This window comes from Mesorhizobium sp. YR577, from assembly GCF_900116595.1.
In the GTDB taxonomy this organism is placed as follows: domain Bacteria; phylum Pseudomonadota; class Alphaproteobacteria; order Rhizobiales; family Rhizobiaceae; genus Mesorhizobium_M.
On the sequence record NZ_FPBI01000002.1, the window covers coordinates 190,574 to 207,097 of the forward strand.

The 16,524-nt window shown below is 59.4% G+C and carries 19 protein-coding genes; 3 read left to right on the plus strand and 16 right to left on the minus strand.

All coding sequences use genetic code 11. From position 1 onward, the window contains the following. Positions 1-8: 8 nt before the first annotated feature. The 3 genes from BM413_RS03825 to BM413_RS03835 form a co-directional block, all read right to left on the minus strand. Positions 9-1,139, minus strand: a complete 1,131-nt coding sequence (locus BM413_RS03825; RefSeq protein ID WP_091910631.1) for an acyl-CoA dehydrogenase family protein — start codon at positions 1,137-1,139, stop codon at positions 9-11. A 101-nt stretch (positions 1,140-1,240) separates the two neighbouring features. Beyond that, the gene (locus tag BM413_RS03830) at positions 1,241-2,872 is read right to left on the minus strand and encodes a 3-(methylthio)propionyl-CoA ligase (protein ID WP_091910633.1); all 1,632 of its coding nucleotides are present in this window, start codon (positions 2,870-2,872) and stop codon (positions 1,241-1,243) included. 174 nt (positions 2,873-3,046) lie between these two features. Beyond that, on the minus strand, positions 3,047-4,075 hold the full coding sequence (locus BM413_RS03835) for an NADP-dependent oxidoreductase (RefSeq protein ID WP_091910634.1): 1,029 nt from the start codon (positions 4,073-4,075) through the stop codon (positions 3,047-3,049). A gap of 306 nt (positions 4,076-4,381) precedes the next feature. On the opposite strand from BM413_RS03835, the gene BM413_RS03840 reads away from it, so the two are divergent. Continuing rightward, a complete protein-coding gene (locus tag BM413_RS03840) occupies positions 4,382-5,566 on the plus strand; it encodes an NADH:flavin oxidoreductase/NADH oxidase (protein ID WP_091910636.1) in 1,185 nt (394 codons plus the stop codon). 132 nt (positions 5,567-5,698) lie between these two features. Here BM413_RS03840 and BM413_RS03845 read toward each other — a convergent pair whose 3' ends face one another. The 10 genes from BM413_RS03845 to BM413_RS03890 form a co-directional block, all read right to left on the minus strand. Continuing rightward, positions 5,699-6,466 carry an amino acid ABC transporter ATP-binding protein gene (locus BM413_RS03845; RefSeq protein ID WP_091910638.1) on the minus strand — a complete coding sequence of 256 codons (768 nt, stop codon included), beginning with the start codon at positions 6,464-6,466 and terminating at the stop codon, positions 5,699-5,701. A 21-nt stretch (positions 6,467-6,487) separates the two neighbouring features. Beyond that, positions 6,488-7,186, minus strand: coding sequence for an amino acid ABC transporter permease (locus BM413_RS03850; RefSeq protein ID WP_091910639.1), 699 nt, complete (start codon positions 7,184-7,186; stop codon positions 6,488-6,490). A gap of 31 nt (positions 7,187-7,217) precedes the next feature. Beyond that, positions 7,218-8,054 (minus strand): ABC transporter substrate-binding protein, encoded by an 837-nt coding sequence (locus BM413_RS03855; protein WP_091910641.1) that lies wholly within the window; start codon positions 8,052-8,054, stop codon positions 7,218-7,220. Between the two features lie 125 nt (positions 8,055-8,179). After that, a complete protein-coding gene (locus BM413_RS03860) occupies positions 8,180-8,473 on the minus strand; it encodes a DUF4286 family protein (protein ID WP_091910643.1) in 294 nt (97 codons plus the stop codon). Beyond that, entirely contained in the window at positions 8,470-9,438 is a 969-nt protein-coding gene (locus tag BM413_RS03865) for a dihydrodipicolinate synthase family protein (RefSeq protein WP_091910644.1), read from the minus strand. The genes BM413_RS03860 and BM413_RS03865 overlap by 4 nt, the downstream gene beginning before the upstream one ends. Beyond that, positions 9,435-9,869 carry a MaoC family dehydratase gene (locus tag BM413_RS03870; RefSeq protein WP_091910646.1) on the minus strand — a complete coding sequence of 145 codons (435 nt, stop codon included), beginning with the start codon at positions 9,867-9,869 and terminating at the stop codon, positions 9,435-9,437. The genes BM413_RS03865 and BM413_RS03870 overlap by 4 nt, the downstream gene beginning before the upstream one ends. 4 nt (positions 9,870-9,873) lie before the next feature. Next, positions 9,874-10,287, minus strand: coding sequence for a MaoC/PaaZ C-terminal domain-containing protein (locus BM413_RS03875; RefSeq protein ID WP_091910647.1), 414 nt, complete (start codon positions 10,285-10,287; stop codon positions 9,874-9,876). 9 nt (positions 10,288-10,296) lie between these two features. Continuing rightward, positions 10,297-11,460, minus strand: coding sequence for an acyl-CoA dehydrogenase family protein (locus tag BM413_RS03880; RefSeq protein WP_091910649.1), 1,164 nt, complete (start codon positions 11,458-11,460; stop codon positions 10,297-10,299). 33 nt (positions 11,461-11,493) lie between these two features. Further along, positions 11,494-12,705, minus strand: coding sequence for a CaiB/BaiF CoA transferase family protein (locus BM413_RS03885; RefSeq protein WP_244537744.1), 1,212 nt, complete (start codon positions 12,703-12,705; stop codon positions 11,494-11,496). After that, a complete protein-coding gene (locus BM413_RS03890; protein ID WP_091910651.1) occupies positions 12,702-13,892 on the minus strand; it encodes a CaiB/BaiF CoA transferase family protein in 1,191 nt (396 codons plus the stop codon). The genes BM413_RS03885 and BM413_RS03890 overlap by 4 nt, the downstream gene beginning before the upstream one ends. Positions 13,893-14,100: 208 nt before the next feature. Here BM413_RS03890 and BM413_RS03895 point away from each other — a divergent pair, with 208 nt between their 5' ends. After that, the gene (locus BM413_RS03895; RefSeq protein WP_175544233.1) at positions 14,101-15,006 is read left to right on the plus strand and encodes a LysR family transcriptional regulator; all 906 of its coding nucleotides are present in this window, start codon (positions 14,101-14,103) and stop codon (positions 15,004-15,006) included. 155 nt (positions 15,007-15,161) lie between these two features. Continuing rightward, positions 15,162-15,410 carry a hypothetical protein gene (locus tag BM413_RS03900; protein ID WP_091910653.1) on the plus strand — a complete coding sequence of 83 codons (249 nt, stop codon included), beginning with the start codon at positions 15,162-15,164 and terminating at the stop codon, positions 15,408-15,410. Positions 15,411-15,543: 133 nt separating this feature from the next. On the opposite strand, the gene BM413_RS03905 is transcribed toward BM413_RS03900, so the two are convergent. The 3 genes from BM413_RS03905 to BM413_RS03915 all read right to left on the minus strand — a co-directional run bounded on the left by BM413_RS03905 (position 15,544) and on the right by BM413_RS03915 (position 16,505). After that, positions 15,544-15,846, minus strand: a complete 303-nt coding sequence (locus BM413_RS03905; RefSeq protein WP_091910655.1) for a DUF982 domain-containing protein — start codon at positions 15,844-15,846, stop codon at positions 15,544-15,546. 21 nt (positions 15,847-15,867) lie between these two features. Then, a complete protein-coding gene (locus tag BM413_RS03910) occupies positions 15,868-16,068 on the minus strand; it encodes a hypothetical protein (RefSeq protein WP_244537745.1) in 201 nt (66 codons plus the stop codon). 173 nt (positions 16,069-16,241) lie between these two features. Further along, positions 16,242-16,505 (minus strand): hypothetical protein, encoded by a 264-nt coding sequence (locus BM413_RS03915; protein ID WP_119921184.1) that lies wholly within the window; start codon positions 16,503-16,505, stop codon positions 16,242-16,244. Positions 16,506-16,524 lie beyond the last annotated feature (19 nt).

Genomic DNA, 16,524 nt, shown 5'->3' on the forward strand with positions numbered 1-16,524 from the left:
CCAGTCGCTCAGGCTGCGCGCTCAAGTTCGACGAATTGCAGCCGCAGCGCTTCCGACTGGCCAAGCGTGGCATTGAGATTAATCGCGCGCTTCAGGTAGAGGCCGATGTCGCACTCATCGGTGAAGCCCATCGCGCCGTGAAGATGCAAGGCGCGGCGGCAGATCGAAAAGGCGGCATCGCCGGCCCGCGCCTTGGCTGCGAGCACTGCAAGTTGCGCGGCGCGCACGTCGCCAGCCTCAAGCGTTTCCACTGCATTGACGACAGCCGCACAGGCGAATTCCGCATCTGACCACATATCGACCAGCCGGTGCTGGATTGCTTGGAAACTGGCGATCGGTTTGCCGAACTGCACGCGGTCCTTGGTGTAGGCGATGGTGATTTCGAGTGCGCGCGAGGCAATGCCAGCAAGCTCGGCAGCCAACGCCAGCCGCGAGCGAAGAATGGGAGCTTCGAGCAATGCATCGGCGCTTTCGGCGCGTGAAAGCACCTGGCTTTCCGGCACCTCGCACCCGGCGAACGACAGGCTGGCAATCATCGCACCGTCGATGCCCGGCCGCTGGTTGATGGCAAGGCCGGTAGTTGCCGCAGGCACGCTGAGCAACAGGCAACCTTCCGTCGAATCTGCCACGACCAGAAAATCCGTCGCCGAAAGCGCAGCATCTACGAAGTGCTTTTCGCCCGTCAGTGCAAAACCACCCGCAGTCACTGCCGCGACGACCGGCCTTGCATGGCTTGATTTCGACGGATTCTGCCATGCGGGAACCGCGATAATGCTTCCATCGGCAATGCCGGCGCAAAGCCGCGCGCGCTCTTCGGAGGCTGGAGCTTGTGCAAGTAGGACGCTGGCAAATACTGTCGCCATGGCTAGGGGTTCGGCAATCAGCGCCCGGCCGAGCGCTTCGCTCAGCACCGCCTGTTCGCGCATGCCGAGCCCTGCCCCACCGATATCCTCGGGCAACAGCAAACCGGTCCAGCCGGCCTCGGCCATCGCCGTCCATGCTTGCTTGTCGAGATCGCCGGCGCTTGCCCGCTTGTCGCGGAGCGACTTGGTGCCGGAATGCTGTGCAGCGAAACCTTCAGCGCTTTCGCGCAGCATCGCCAGCATGCCGTCCGTATCGTCAAACATTGCCTGCGGCATCATTCCTCCCTTGATGCAGAGTGGTGACGCTAGGCGATACCGCCAAGGCACACAATCTCTGCATAACCGTGCTGTTGATATTCACAGATGTGAAGTCGCCTTCACGCTGGCAGCGCGTGATCCCTGAACTGCTCGCGCAGTTTCGTCTTCTGCAGCTTGCCCGTGGCGGTATGCGGCAGCTCTTCAACGAAGGTCACATCGTCCGGCAGCCACCATTTCGCGACCCGCGTAGACAGGAAGTCCAGCAGCTCCTGCCGCGAAGGATCGGTGCCCGGCTTCTTCACCACGATCAGCAACGGCCGCTCCTGCCATTTCGGATGTGGCAGACCGATGACCGCCGCTTCTTGAACGGCCGGGTGCGCCACCGCGACGTTTTCGAGGTCGATCGAGCTGATCCACTCGCCGCCCGACTTGATGACATCCTTGGAGCGGTCAGTGATCTGGATGTAACCGTCGGCATCGATCATCGCCACATCGCCCGTCGCGAACCAGCCATCCGCGTCAAGAACATCGCCGCCTTCGCCCCTGAAGTAGCCGGAACTGACCCATGGTCCGCGCACCATCAGATCGCCGGCGACAGATCCGTCATGGGGAAGCGATTTTCCATCCTCCCCTGCGATCCTCAGTTCGACACCATAGATCGCCCTGCCCTGCTTGGCCTGGATCGTCACCTGCTCAGCCAGCGGCAAATTGCGATGCTTGGGCAGGAGATTGCCGATGGAGCCGAGCGGGCTTGTCTCGCTCATCCCCCAGGCATGGATGACGAAGGCGCCAAATTTTTCGTGGAATTTTTCGATGATGGCGCGAGGTGCCGCCGACCCGCCAACAACTACGCGCTCCAGCTTGATCTGCGAAAGATCGAGATCGGGGTTCTCCTCGATATGCTTGAAGAAACCGAGCCAGACGGTCGGTACGCCGAGCGAGAAATTGCACTCTTCGCGCACGGCAAGTTCATAGACGCTTTTGCCGTCGAGCGATGGGCCCGGCAGTACCAGCTTGGCGCCGCACATCGCCGCCGCATAGGGAATGCCCCAGGCATTCACATGGAAAAGCGGCACGACCAGCAGTACGCTATCGGCACTCGACAGCTTCAGCCCGTCACTGGAACAGGCGGTGAAGGAGTGTAGCACCGTGGAGCGATGGCTGTAGAGAACGCCTTTCGGATTGCCGGTGGTGCCGGAGGTGTAGCAGAGCGACGAAGCAGTTCTTTCGTCAAACAACGGCCACTCGAAATCGTCGTCCTCCGCTTCGACCAGCGTCTCGTAGCAAAGGCAGTCAGCAACATTGCTCGGCACATGCGCTGCGTCGGTCATGGCCACGAATTTTTCGACGCTCGCCAGCTTCGGCTGCAGCTTCGCCACCAGATCGGCGAATGTGATGTCGAAGAACAGCACGCGGCCCTCGGCGTGGTTGACGATGTAGTCGATCTGCTCGGGGAAAAGCCTGGGGTTGACCGTATGCAGCACGGCACCCAAACCGGAAACGGCGAAGTAAAGCTCCATATGGCGATGGGTGTTCCACGCCAGCGTCGCGACGCGGTCGCCCGGCTTCACGCCGAGCCGCACGAACGCCTTGGCGAGCTTGGCGGCGCGTGACCTGATGCCGGCATAGTTGGTGCGGTGTTCCGGCCCCTCGCAGGTCTTGCTGACGATTTCAACACCTGCGTGATAGCGTGCCGCATGCTCGACAAGGGTCGAGATCAGCAGCGGGCGGTCCTGCATCAAACCGAGCATAGGCATTTCCTCCAGCGCAACCGCGCTTGCCCGGTCTCCTCCGGCAGCGGTGCTCTGTAGGGAGAGTTCTCGACCGCCGGGCTTCCTGTCAAACAAAACGCAATTGCGAAGGGAAGTTTCACATCCATGAAACTGGCAGGCGTTACCTAAACTTTTGAAAGCTTCCTACTCCCCTCAGGCGAGCGGCGATGGCTCTGCAATCCTCACGATCGATTTGCCAGTGTTTTTTCCACCAAGCAGACCCAGAAATGCCGGGACGATACTGTCGAAACCTTCGGACAGATGCTCGCGGCTGACGACCAGACCTTCGTTCAGCCATTTCGTCATCTCACCTTCGAAGTCGGGGAAGTTGGGCGCGATGTCATAGACGATGAACCCGCGGATCGTTATCCGGCGAACCAGTATCCAGCGCATCAGTTCGGCCAATGCGCGAGGATCGCCAGCCCTCTGGCCGTCATATTGCGAGATCAGCCCGCACAGCGGCACGCGCGCAAAGTTGTTGACCAGCGGCAGAACCGCTTCCATCACCGGCCCGCCGACATTGTCGAAATAGATATCGACGCCGCTCGGGCACGCTTCCTTCAGTGCGCGGGCGAAATCCGGAGCGCGATAATTCACGCAGGCATCGAATTTGAGCTCTTCAGTCACGAAACGGCATTTTTCCTGCGAGCCGGCGATACCGACCACGCGACAACCCTTGATCCTGCCGATCTGGCCGACGAGCCCGCCGACTGCGCCGGCGGCGGCAGACACGACCAGCGTCTCGCCCGGTTTCGGCTTGCCGATTTCCAGCAGGCCGGCATAGGCGGTCTCTCCGGTCATGCCGAGGGGCCCAAGATAGGCAGTGGGACGGGACGTGCGTGGTGGAAGGCGCTTGACCGCCGTCGCCGACACAGCAACGAAATCCTGCCAGCCGCCCGCTATGGCCACCAAGTCCCCTCTCGAAAATCCATCGGCGCGTGTCTCCACGATCTCGGCAACGCTTCGCCCCGGGATCGTCTCGCCGATCTGCAAAGGCGGCGTATAACTCTCACGGTCATGCATCTTCAGACGTAGATAAGGATCCACCGAGAGCCATAAGTTGCGGCACAGGATTTCACCTGCTTCGAGCACCGGCATCGGCGCTTCACGCACGGTGAATGTATCGGCCTCCGGCCGTCCTTCCGGCCTCGCCGCAAAGGCGATTTGTCGGTTCGCTATCAATTCATCCTCCCACAGCCGACAAACGACATGAATACAACCTACTATCGCCGTCTTCGGACAATTTGATCGGGCCGGGCGGAACGGTCAAAGCGATAAGCTCTCATCGGCCCTGTTTCACCCTTGTGAAATTCGATTGTTCGTCTGCCCTTTTGAGCGGCGCCGGCCGACGTCGCCCATCGAGCCCGATCTTCGGCAATTCACATCCGTGAAACTGACGCTGCCTCCCCCAGCAGGATTGCGGCGTTGCCTCGTTCATCCATTATGCCGGCCTCTGAAAAGTCGCCGAAGAGAGCCGGGAGAAGCATAGTGAGCCAGTTGTTCGGCGAGGGCAGAATTGGCGGCCTTCAGGTCGAAAACCGCATCGTCGTCTCGCCGATGTGCCAATACAGCGCCGTCGAAGGCACGGCACAGCCATGGCATCTGATCCACATCGGCAATCTCATGATGTCGGGAGCAGGTTTGGTCATCATGGAGGCGACAGCGGTCGAGGATATCGGCCGCGGCACGCTCGGCTGCCTCGGAATCTACAGCGACGAGAACGAGAGAGCCCTGGCAGACCTCGTCGCGACTGCGAAGAAACTTTCGTCAGCCAAACTGGGTCTTCAACTGACCCATGCCGGCCGCAAGGCAGCAACAAGAACGATTCCGGAGCGCTGGCGCGGCGAGCCTCTACCGATGGACGAAGGCGCCTGGAAGCCAATTGCTCCATCGGCCATCGGCTTTGATAAGCACTGGCAGGTGCCCGAAGAACTCGATGACGAGGGTATCCTGCGCATCATCGATGCCTTTGCCCGCTCCGCGCAACGCGCCGACCGTGCCGGCTTCGACCTCATCGAGGTTCATGGCGCCCATGGATATCTTATCCACAATTTCCTTTCGCCGCTCTCCAACAAGCGCTCCGATAAATGGGGCGGCTCGCTTGAAAACCGCATGCGCTTTGCGCTGGAAATCGTCCGCTCGGTACGCAGCGTCTGGCCAAAGGAGAAGGCCTTCGGCTTTCGCGTCAACAGCACCGACTGGCATCCCGAGGGCTTCAGTCTCGATGATGCAGTCATCTTTGCGCAGGCACTGGAAGGAGCGGGTCTCGACTATGTCGTGATGTCTGCCGGCAATATCGCACCCGGCATATCCATCCCTCCCGCGACGCCCGGCCATCAGGTGCCGTTCGCCACGTCGATCAAGAAGAACACCGGCCTGGCGGCCATGGCTGTCGGCATGATCGGGCGCTTTGAACAGGCCGAAGCCATCATAGCCAATGACGAGGCCGACTTTGTAGCACTGGCCCGGCCGATGCTGGACAATCCGCGATGGGGTTTCCATGCCGCCGCAGCACTCGGCGCCGACATAGCCTATCCACCGCAATATATCCGCGCACGGCCCAACAACTGGCTCGGTTTCACCTATGTCCATCCGGAGGCCAAGCCGCCGGCATCCAGGTTACAACTCGACCGGCCACCCAGTGTGGCCTGGGACAGACCGAAGGATGCCTAGCTAGATGAGGTTCGTCCTTGCGGACTAGACTCCTCAGACAAACAGGAAGTCACTGTGCGAAAGCGTAGAGACGTGTGTGGTGTTGCCGGTCAGGATTACGATAAGCCCGGCCTCAGCGGTCCAAACCTTTGGTCAATGAATGATTTGGTCGAGGAAATACCGGGCACGGTCGGTCTGCGGTGTCGTGAAGAATTGCTCCGGTTCCGCCTGCTCCATGATACGGCCCTTGTCCATGAACACAACACGATCCGCCACTTCGCGTGCAAAGCCCATCTCGTGGGTCACGCACAACATGGTCATGCCATCGTTGGCGAGGCCCTTCATGGTTTCGAGCACCTCTTTCACCATCTCAGGATCGAGAGCGGATGTTGGCTCGTCGAAGAGCATGACCTTGGGTTGCATGCAAAGCGCCCGCGCAATGGCAACGCGCTGCTGCTGGCCGCCGGAAAGCTGGATCGGATACTTGTTTGCCTGATCGGGAATCTTCACGCGCTCAAGGAAATGCATGGCGCGGTCGACAGACTCCTTGCGTGAAAGGCCCCCGGCAGACATGGGCGCGAGAACGCAATTTTCCAGTATGGTCATATGCGGGAAAAGGTTGAAGTTCTGGAAGACCATGCCGGTTTCACGCCTGACCATATCAACTGATTTCTCATCTTGCGTCAGCTTGATGCCATTAACGAAAATCTCGCCGCCATCATGCTTTTCGATGTGATTGATGCAGCGGATCAGCGTGGACTTCCCGGACCCTGAAGGTCCGCAGATCACAATCCTTTCGCCTTTTGACACCGCGAGATTGATATCGCTCAGTGCCGTGAAATCGCCGAACCGCTTCTCGACCATCTGCATACTCACCGCGAGAGGCGTAGTGCCGTCCTTTTGAATACCGGAATTGTTCATTTTGATTTCTGCCTCCGATGTTCAATGGCGGACGGCTGCCGATTTGGCATTTCGCGATACTGAGCGCCCGAAATGCCGTTCGAGCTTTTGCTGTACGAGATCCCACGCGGAGACAAGGAACAGGTAGTAGACCGTCGCCGCGGCATAGACTTCGAGAATCTGGAAGTGCTCCTGCATCAGCATATCGCTCCGGCGCATGATCTCCTCGACGGAAATCACTGAGGCGAGTGACGTGGCCTTGAGAAGCGAGTTCACGGAATTCCCGAAAGGCGGAATGATAAGACGGAACGCCTGCGGCAGTGTCACGCGCCAGAAGATCGTTTTCTTTGGAATACTCAGAGCCCACGCAGCCTCACGCTGCCCATCGGGCACCGCCATGAAGCCGCCGCGGATGATCTCGGCCAGATACGCTGCCTCATGCAGGATGAGACCGATGAGTGCCGACCCGATGACGCCGAACTTGATGCCGAGCTGGGGCAGGCCCGTATAGATCACCACGAGCTGGATCAGCAGCGGGGTTCCGCGAAAGAACCATACATAAACCTTCGCGAAACCGTAGAGCAGACGGTTGCTGGACATCCTCATGAGAGCGATGACCATACCCAGGATGAGGCCGCCAAGCACACCCGCCACCGTCAAGCCGACGGTGATAAGGACGCCGCCCAGCAAGAAGTGATTGAAGAGGTAATCCACGAAAGCGGCGGGATCGAAGTAGCGCACGGCTTATCTCCTTACCGAGTGAGGCGGACGATCAGACCGGTCCCGGACCGACGATTTCGAGAGGCTGATCCGGCAGCAGTGCCGTTAGGCCGAACTTATCAAAAAGCGCCTGATAAGTGCCATCGTCCCTCATCTCATTGAGTGCCTTCACGACAGCCTCGGCAACAGTCCTGTTGCTGAAGGCAAGCGTAGTTCGTGCTGCGCCTAAATCGGTCAGGGCCTCCTTGACGCGCCCCTTGCTCACGACTTCACGGGCAACACTGTCCACCAACAGCGCATTGTCGACCTGTCCGGCGAGCAGTGCACTGACAACGTTCGTCGCGGTCGGGAAGGTCCTCATGTCGACAGCTTCGCCGGTGGCGGCAGCATGCTCGTCGCTGAACTTCTTAAGCCAGTTCATCTGGTATGAGCTCACCTCCACAGCAGAAACCTTGCCCAGCAGGTCTTCCGGCTTGGTGTATTCGCCGTCGCTGTCCGGTGCGACGACGATCGACACCGACTGACGGCCGTAAGGGACCGTGTACATGAGCTTGGAGCGTTCCTCGGTCCAGAACATGCCGGTGTTGAGACCGTCGATACGGCCGGCATTCATGGCGGGGATCATTGCCGGAAAATCCATACGCACGAGTTCGACCGGCATGCACAGCCGTTTGCCGATCTCGGCGGCTAGTTCGACATTCAAGCCTTGGAGGTTGCCGTCCTTATCGATGAACTGTTGCGGAGGGTTGGTCGGGTTGATCGACAGGAGGAGCTTGCCCGCCTCCGTCAGGTTCTTGTCGGCGACGGCCGGAGCGCATTGGGCGAAAGCGGCAGCAGGGAATAGAATGAAGGCGGCAACGGTGCCCGCCTGGATGATTTTCGTGAACATGTTCTTACCTCTGAAGTTTTCTTGTTTGATTCATTCATGTGAGTTTTTCTTATTGGACGTCCGTCGCGCCGAAAGCCGCTCACCGCACGTCATTACCACAAGGTTCCCCGCCCGGAACAAGGAGCTCACCCGATGGAGCGCAACTGTATCCGGGTGAAATTTCGCACATAAGGCTCGAAGGGACCGAAGCCTTTCACTTCGAGAAATTCCGGCGTCTCGAAAGCCCATTGCCCTGCGACTTCATAGACCGCCGCATATTTCGGACCGTCGCCGATCGAGACGAATCGTTGCGCCGACAACCAGCCGGGACAGGCGAGCAAGTCGGGGAAATGGGTATCGAGATACCAGGCGTTGAACGCTTCTTCATGGTCGGGATGGATGTCGACCCGCACAATATGGGTGAAAGGTTCATCGGTCATCTCGCCGCTCCTGGAAACCCTCGGACGTCACCAGCCCTGCCGGCAGCGGCAAGAACCTTCGCGATGTTCGTTGCTATATCCGGCAAAGCCAACATCATCGGCGGACGCGGCGCTGCGTTGTGGATCACGCCGAGAGCAGCAAGGCCGGCCTTCATGCGGGTATGCATATCGATCAGCGGTGACGGCCCATAGATTGCCCGGACGATCGGAGTGAGCCGATCATTGACGGCGCGCATGGCCTTCAGATCCTCTGCAACCGTCGCCGCCCATAGCTCCACGAAGAGATGCGGCGCGAGACTGCCGAGCCCGGAGAGAATGCCGTCAGCGCCGACGGCCATTTGCGGCAGCATCCAGTTGTAGTTCGATGCCAGAACGGCGACGTCGGGGCTGTGCTGCTTGATTGCACGCCAGTTATCGTCATAGGCAAGCATGGTGTCACTGCCTTCCTTGATGGCGATGACTCCGTCGATCGTCGCAAGCTCACACAGTGTCTGCGTCGAGTAGCCGAAACCGGAAGTCACCGGGTACTGGAATAGCGAGACGGGAATGTCGATCGCCTCCAACACCGCCCCGACATAGGCCGCAGGTGCGCGCGCGGTCACTGACGCCCCGCCGCCGAGCGGCCCGGGCGGAAAGAGAACCGCGCAATCTGCGCCCGCTTCCTGTGCGAGCCGCGCTTCTGCAACAGCTTCCGCGGTGGAGGTCGCGATGATGCCTGCGAGAAGTGGCTTGCTACCGATATGAGCGCGTGTTCGCTCGATGACCTGCCGGCGCTCGCCCTGCGTCAGCAAACCGCCCTCACCCGCGTGACCGTTGACGAGAGCGGCCGTCACGCCATCGGGCACGACACAATAGTCGAGCACCCTGGCGTAGTCGTCCCAGTCGATCGACAGATCGTCTCTGTAGGGCAGTAGCGTAGCGACCGTTACGCCGCGAAGATCGGAACCGTTGATCGGCCGGCTCATGCCGCCACCTTCTTTCTCGGAAACTTGAGGGTGGCACGCGCTTTCAGAACCTCGAGGCCATCCTCATTGCGGGCGCTTGCTTCCCAGACGATCGTGCGGGTCTCGTCGTATTGCTCGGCGATCCAGACCTCGAAGGTGATCGTGTCATTGTAGAAGACCGGCCCGGTGAACCAGAACCGATCCTCGATCGAGACGCCGATCGTTCCGACGAGTTCGCTCGTCAGAATGCTGGTGCACAGGCCAGCCACCATGATGCCGGGGGCAAGGCGGCGACCGAAGCGGGTGGCGCCGGCGTAGGCCTCATCGACGTGGACGGGCCCGAAATCTCCCGTGGCGGCAATGTAGAGAGCCCCGTCCGCTTCCGTGATGGTCTTTGACAGGGCAACCCTGTCTCCAGCCTTGAGGTCGTCGAAGGATTTCGGTTCGTACATCTCGTCACTCCTTCATTTCGAAAGGGACGAGGCGTGCAGTGCCGGACACGACGGTTTCACCCGAAACGGAATTCTTGCAGGTAATGCTGCAGGTGACCTCCTCGCCATCGATCACGGTGATCGCAGCACTTGCCTCGACGGAATCGCCCACGATCACCGGTGCGGCGAACGACAGAGCTATGTCACCGATGCGGCGCGTCGGGCCGCCGAGCTGCGCAAGGCAGGTCGTCGCTAGCGCCGAGACCGCAAGTTCGAAGGAGACCAGATTGGCAGCGCCGACCTTGCGGGCCTTGGTGGCGTCCACATAAAGCGGGCCGAGATTGCCGCTGATGCCGGTGAACATCGCCTGTTCGGCGACGGTCATCGTCTTGCGGAACGAGAAGCTTTTGCCGATCGTCAGGGGAGCGTGTGCATTCATGGCTTGTCCTTAGAGAGTGAGGCCGTTCTTGATGGTGCTGCGGGCGACCAGCATGCGATGGATTTCTGACGTGCCGTCGTAGATGCGGGTCACGCGGGCATCGCGGTACATCCGCTCCAGGGGCAGCTCCTTGGTGAAGCCCATGCCACCGAAGACTTGAATCGCCCGGTCGACTACGCGGCCCTGCATCTCGGAGGCAGCAACCTTGACCATGGAAACCTTGTCGCGCGGTTCGAGGCCCTGGTCGATTTCCCACGCTGCGTTCATCACCATCATCTTGACGGCGAAGATCTCGATGGCGCTGTCGGCGATCAGCTTCTGAACCATCTGGAATTCGCCAATCGACTGCCCAAACTGGCGGCGTTCGCCCGCATAGCGCCGCATCATGTCGAGCGCACGGGTCGACATTCCGACCGCGCGTGCACCGATATGGGCTAGCCGGATTTCCAGAACGCTCTTCATGATCAGCTTGAATCCGTTGCCGACTTCCCCGAGCACGGCATCGGTCGGAATACGGCAATTGTCGAACACGAGTTCGGCGTGACCATACCCGCGATGCCCCATCATGGGCTGCGTACGGGCAACCGTAAAACCCGGCGTGCCCTTGTCGACGAGGAAGAGCGTGATGCCACCGCGAGCCCGCTTCTCGGAATCCGTCAGCGCCATGACGATGACATAGTCGGCGATGTCGCCGTCACTGATGAAGTGCTTGGTGCCGTTGAGAACCCAATAGTCGCCCTCACGGCGTGCCGACGTGCTGATGGAAGCTGCATCGGACCCGGCGCCTGGTTCGGTGATCGCCATGGCGCAGATCAGGTCGCCTTGAATGGTCGGCAACAAGTACTTCTCGATCTGCTCGCCTTCGCATGCCATCAGCATCGGATAGGCTTGGCCGAAAACACGACGGATCAGCGCATCAGACGTCTTGCCGAACTCTTCCTCAACGAGGCAATGATCGATGCAGGAAAGGCCACCACCGCCAACTTCGGCCGGCATGTTCATCGCAAAGAGACCGAGCTCCTTGGCTTTCGCCTTGACGCGCTTCAAAGCCTCCGGCGGGATTACCGCGTTCAGCTCTGTCTCGTCCTCCAGCGGCTGCACCTCGGTCTCGACGAATTTGCGGACAGTCTCGACCAGCAGCCGGCTTTCATCCGACAGGGAAAAATCTACCATATTGTTGCATCCAGTATGCCCGAAGGCGTTGCGTCAGGCGGCAGCCGATGTTCTTGGAACCCCGACCACTCCCCTCTCGATTAGTTCGGCTTGCCTTCCCGCGGGCAGGCCAAGTTCGGTCATAATGTCCTCGCTGTCAGATCCGGCGTAGAGTGGCATCGTGCGCACGCCAGGTGCCGCGCCATCATATCGAAGCGGGTGCGTGACAAGCGTCACCGTCTTGCCGTTCACGACCGCGTCTTCGAACACGCCATTATGATTGGCCTGCGGATCGGTTCGCAGATCCTCATAGGACTGAACGCGCTCGTACCAGATGGCGTGCTCGTCGAAACGGGCGCTGAGTTCGGCGAAGAAATAGCCGCTCAAGACGTTGGCCATCACCATCGCATAGCGATCACGCTCCCGGTAACGGTCAATCGATTCGATCGCTTGCAGGTCGGCATTGTCGAGCGCGGCGGCCAATTTACGCGCATCGTTCATCGACAGCACGATGGCAGCATCTTTCAGGTGATAGAGCCCGTAAGGAGCATCATGATACCAACTGCCGACATTCGGGCCTCGCTCTAGCAAGGTCTCGCGTCCTGGCGCAGCGTAGTATTTGGTCAGTGCCTCGACCTGCAGGTCTATGGCTGCCGAAAAGAGGCTGCTTTCGATCCGCGTGCCTTGCCCTGTCTGCAGACGCCGGACATAGGCGCCGAGTACCCCCATCGCGAGCAACGAGCCACCGTGCTGGTCGACGACGGCCGCGCCGACGACACGCTGTCCTCTTTCACCGCCGCCGGTTGCAGCCACAAGGCCTGATCTTGCCTGCATCAGAAGGTCCTGGCCGGGTCTGCTGGCCGCCGGACCCGTCGCGCCCAGGCCTGAAGCGGACGCATAGATAATTGCGGGGTTGAGTTCGCGAACGGCTTCGTAGCCCAGACCAAGCCGCTCGAGAACACCTGGCCGATAATTCTCGACAACTACATCTGCTTCCGCAATGAGCTGCCGGGCCAGCTCGAGCCCCTCGGGAGATTTGAGGTCGAGGGCAATACTGCGCTTGTTGCGATTGACTGCCAGCGAAAAGGCGCTGACATCCGTGACCCAGGAATTTCCGCCAGACCAGTGACGCTCGAAGGCTCCCTGGAGGGGTTCGATCTTGATGACATCGGCGCCCATGTCCGCAAGATACTGGCAGCAGGCCGGTCCTTGCAGATAGTGACAGAAACTGACCACTTTCATGCCTATGCCGAGCGGATTGTTCACGATCTCGCTCCAATGGCTTTATCGGCGATCAGGCGTTCGATCTCATCGGGCGCATAACCGATCTCCGACAGAACATCGCGGCTCTGCGCGCCAAGCGCCTGGGGAACCAGCCTTATTTCCGGTGACCGGCCGTCATATCGCGCCGGATGCATGACCATGGTGATGGGTTCGCCGCCTGCGCCTTCGACGGTCTGGAACACGCCCGCATGCGCGAGCTGGGGATCCGTCTTGAGGTCGGCATAGTCTTGTACCGGGGCATGCCAGATCTTTCCGGCCTCCAGGACGGGTAGCCACTCGGCAGTAGTCTTTTCGGAAAGACGCGTGGCAACGAGATTGGTTATCTCCTCACGCCGCGAGAAGCTATCTGCCTCCCCGAAATCTGCCATTGCCTCGATCTCCAGCGATGCCGCCAGCACTTTTGGAGATGCCATCGATATAGCGAGATAGCCGTCTGCCGTCGCATGGATGCCATAGGGGCCAGGGCTAAACCAGGATGCGATGCCGGCGGGACCACGCGTCGTCGGCGACGGAGCGCCATTCAGCCAAGCCGTAAGCGGTTCGACCTGAAGGTCGATCGCTGCCTGATAGAGATTGACCTCGACCAATCGGCCCTCACCGGTCTTCGCCTTGGCAAGGAGCGCAGCCAGAATGCTCATTGCGTAAAGGGTTGCTGCATGCTGGTCGACGATTACCGCTCCGACCGGCGTCGGCGCGCCGTCCGCCCGGCCCGTACGTGCCGCAAGCCCGGACATAGCCTGCAGCAGAAGATCCTGACCGGGGCGATCCCTGTACGGTCCATCGCCTCCAAAGCCGGTCGCGACCGCATAAATCAGCGTCGGATTGATCTTCTTTAGGTCCGTGTAGCCGACACCCAGCTTATCCATGGTGCCCGGACGGAAATTCTCCATGACCACGTCGACGTCCTCGACAAGCTTCCGCACGACCGCGATGCCGTCCGGGTGCTTCAGATCGATGGCGAGGCTGCGCTTGTTTCGGCCTGTGGCGAGGTGGTTGACGCTGTCGCCGGCCACGAAATGGTTGGCCACGGCCCAATTGCGCTGAAAGGCGCCTTCAATCGGCTCGATAGCGATAACGTCAGCACCCAGATCTGCAAGAGTCTGGGCCGCCAGCGGCCCTGCCAGATAGTGATTGAAACTCAAGATCTTCACGCCTTGCAGTAGTGTCATTGTGCAGCCATGCCTTACCGTCGACGCCCTGCGCGCTTTTTAGCCACAGATCGCCCTTGCTCATTGATTGAGCAATCATACGGTCGGATTTTCGAATGGCGCAATATGCGGATCAATTATATGATGACGTGACTTCATAATTGATATGTATAAAAAATGCTGTTTTTATTGTCAAAAATCACACAGCGAATCACTAAGGTTTCAGCCCATGAATCTTCGACAGCTTGAAGTCCTTCGCTCGGTCATGCGCACTCGTTCGACCATCGCAGCAGCTCAAGATCTGGGGATGTCGCAACCAGCCGTATCGAACGCCATCAAGAATGCCGAGGCTTCACTTGGCTTTCTGCTGTTCGACAGGGTCAACAAAAGGCTCATCCCAACCCAGGAAGCGCATATTTTGCTGGCTGAGGCTGAACCCTTGTTCCTCATGCAGGCGGTTGTAAACCAGACGGCAATGGATCTGCGCAGCGGGCACAAGGGCCGGATGAGAATTGCCGCAACCTCAGAACTTTCGGAATCCCTGCTGCCGCAGGTAGTCGCTCATTTCAGCAAGATCCACACCGGCATCGACATCTCGCTTGAGACACAGCGACTGGACAACCTTCTCGAATATGTCGAGACAGGCATTGCCGACGTCGGCTTCGCGATGGAGCCACACCCCCGCCCCACGCTTGAATATTTGCCGCTGGCAACGCTCGACATGGTCTGCGCCTGCCACATCGAAAGCCCGTTGAGCAGTCTGCCGTTCGTTACACCCACCGATCTCAGAGATCTTCCGCTCATCAATGCACGCACGAGCAGCCGCATCAGTGGACTCGTCGAGGCGGCCTTCCGCAGTGATAAAGTCTCCTACAATCCAACCATTGATGTCCGCTTCATGAATGTCGCAGGCCACTTTGTCGAAGAGAAGCTGGGCGCCACGATAATGGACGAATTGACCGCTTCTTCGCGGCGTTACACCGCTCTCAAAAGTGTACCGTTCAAACCGCTGACACAGGTGACAGTGTCAGCAATAGTCTCTTCGAGTCGGCCTCAACAACGTCTTACAAGATCCCTGGTAGGCACTGCCCGCAACGAGATTCAGCGCCGTCTGGGCCGGAAGCCAACAGCTTAGAGAATCGGAAACGCTTGCTGGATCAGTCCGGTACGTGGGGGCAACCCTTCGGCACGGTTCCTACCGTGCGCGTCGGGCAGGGACGCGCGTGCTTGGTTTCGGCATGACGTTTCAGTTCTAATTTGACGAGCGAGTGCTGAGCGCCGCGGAATCGGATGCTCGATCCGAAGATCTTTGCCGAATTTTGCGATGCCTACGCGCGGGAGACCATGGAGAGCCGTGTGAACATCGAGGCTGCCCAAGCGCAACTGAGCCGTATCGGCCGCGAGGAGGAGAAGCTGATGGACCTCCACCTCAAGGATGCGCTTTCGCGGCGACAAGCTTCGAGCGTAAGTTTGAGTGCAATCGAAGCCCTAAGCCTTCAACTGCTGGCGTCGAAACCCGCTACCCTAGGAGGTGCTTAAATCTGCTCGTTACCTTGATGTCCACGCGAAAGAGCCGGAGGCAAGGGTTCCGACATGTAGCCCTTCACCGAAGCCGAACGCGGATCATACAGCGGCGCATCGCCTGATTCTGATCGCAATAGGCGTAGTACTATTACTTCGGAACGGGCTTCAATCCATCATCGCTGTCCGAAACGGACGAAGGGGCATCGTCCTTCGCCAGGATGCCGGCGATATGAGCAAAACTGAGAAAATCCCTTCGCGCTTGTTCAGCCGTCACCTCATCGACCTTGGCCGCAAAGCACGAGTTCATGGCAGTCTGGTACAACGGACCAAGACGGCCGGACTCCCAATTCTGAAGAAACGTCAGGGCATCGTCGACATCATAGATTTCCGACACATGCGCGGTGGGGTCAGCCTTGATCCGTACCGGAACTGTGAACTGCAGCTTATCCATCTGCGTTCTCCCTTGGCCCGACTAGTGTTTCACCGCTGGCTCCAGGAATATCTGCTCTGGCGTGCGGCCCATTTCAAGAAGATCGAGCTGGCGATTGTCGACATCATAATATTCGCCATCGACCAGGACGCGCGTCGTAACCTGTCCACCGGAGAACTTCTTGTCGACGATAACGACTCTATGGCGATCCAGCGCACGCTTGACGGCGTGCCGGGATGCCAAGTGCCTGCCAGTATCAAACCGTTGCTTCGGCATGGTTTCGGCCCGGATCAGTCCTCGTTCGTCGTAAACGCAGAACACGAGAGGAGGTTGCTGGTGACTGCAAAAAAACCACCGCTGCGCAGAACGCTCACTCGACAAACGTGCAGGGCCGCGGCCCGAATGCTTGAGGAGCGTCAGTTCAACCCGAATGATTGTTCACCGGAGAACTCCATGCGTTCAGTCGGGGGAAGCTGGAGAGCATTCAGGATCGCTGTGCGGCTCTCGCGGACCAGCACCTCACCATGGGTATGCACCAATAAGGTGTAGTCGCCGTGATCCTTGAGCGAAACGAGATGTTTGGCTTCGAAGGCAATCTTTTCGCCGTCGCCGCCGGTGAGTTGTATCCACATGATGAGCTCCGATCGGCGGCCAATGTGCGCCCTCAGTTCCAGAGCCACAACTACCTCTTTCGACGGA

Bases quoted from the DNA above. Each gene is read 5' to 3' on its own strand.
- BM413_RS03855 (WP_091910641.1), bottom strand. From the start codon at position 8,054: ATGTTCACGAAAATCATCCAGGCGGGCACCGTTGCCGCCTTCATTCTA.
- BM413_RS03860 (WP_091910643.1), bottom strand. From the start codon at position 8,473: ATGACCGATGAACCTTTCACCCATATTGTGCGGGTCGACATCCATCCC.
- BM413_RS03900 (WP_091910653.1), top strand. From the start codon at position 15,162: ATGCTCGATCCGAAGATCTTTGCCGAATTTTGCGATGCCTACGCGCGG.
- BM413_RS03845 (WP_091910638.1), bottom strand. From the start codon at position 6,466: ATGAACAATTCCGGTATTCAAAAGGACGGCACTACGCCTCTCGCGGTG.
- BM413_RS03870 (WP_091910646.1), bottom strand. From the start codon at position 9,869: ATGTACGAACCGAAATCCTTCGACGACCTCAAGGCTGGAGACAGGGTT.
- BM413_RS03830 (WP_091910633.1), bottom strand. From the start codon at position 2,872: ATGCTCGGTTTGATGCAGGACCGCCCGCTGCTGATCTCGACCCTTGTC.
- BM413_RS03880 (WP_091910649.1), bottom strand. From the start codon at position 11,460: ATGGTAGATTTTTCCCTGTCGGATGAAAGCCGGCTGCTGGTCGAGACT.
- BM413_RS03905 (WP_091910655.1), bottom strand. From the start codon at position 15,846: ATGGATAAGCTGCAGTTCACAGTTCCGGTACGGATCAAGGCTGACCCC.
- BM413_RS03865 (WP_091910644.1), bottom strand. From the start codon at position 9,438: ATGAGCCGGCCGATCAACGGTTCCGATCTTCGCGGCGTAACGGTCGCT.
- BM413_RS03890 (WP_091910651.1), bottom strand. From the start codon at position 13,892: ATGACACTACTGCAAGGCGTGAAGATCTTGAGTTTCAATCACTATCTG.
- BM413_RS03875 (WP_091910647.1), bottom strand. From the start codon at position 10,287: ATGAATGCACACGCTCCCCTGACGATCGGCAAAAGCTTCTCGTTCCGC.
- BM413_RS03895 (WP_175544233.1), top strand. From the start codon at position 14,101: ATGAATCTTCGACAGCTTGAAGTCCTTCGCTCGGTCATGCGCACTCGT.
- BM413_RS03825 (WP_091910631.1), bottom strand. From the start codon at position 1,139: ATGCCGCAGGCAATGTTTGACGATACGGACGGCATGCTGGCGATGCTG.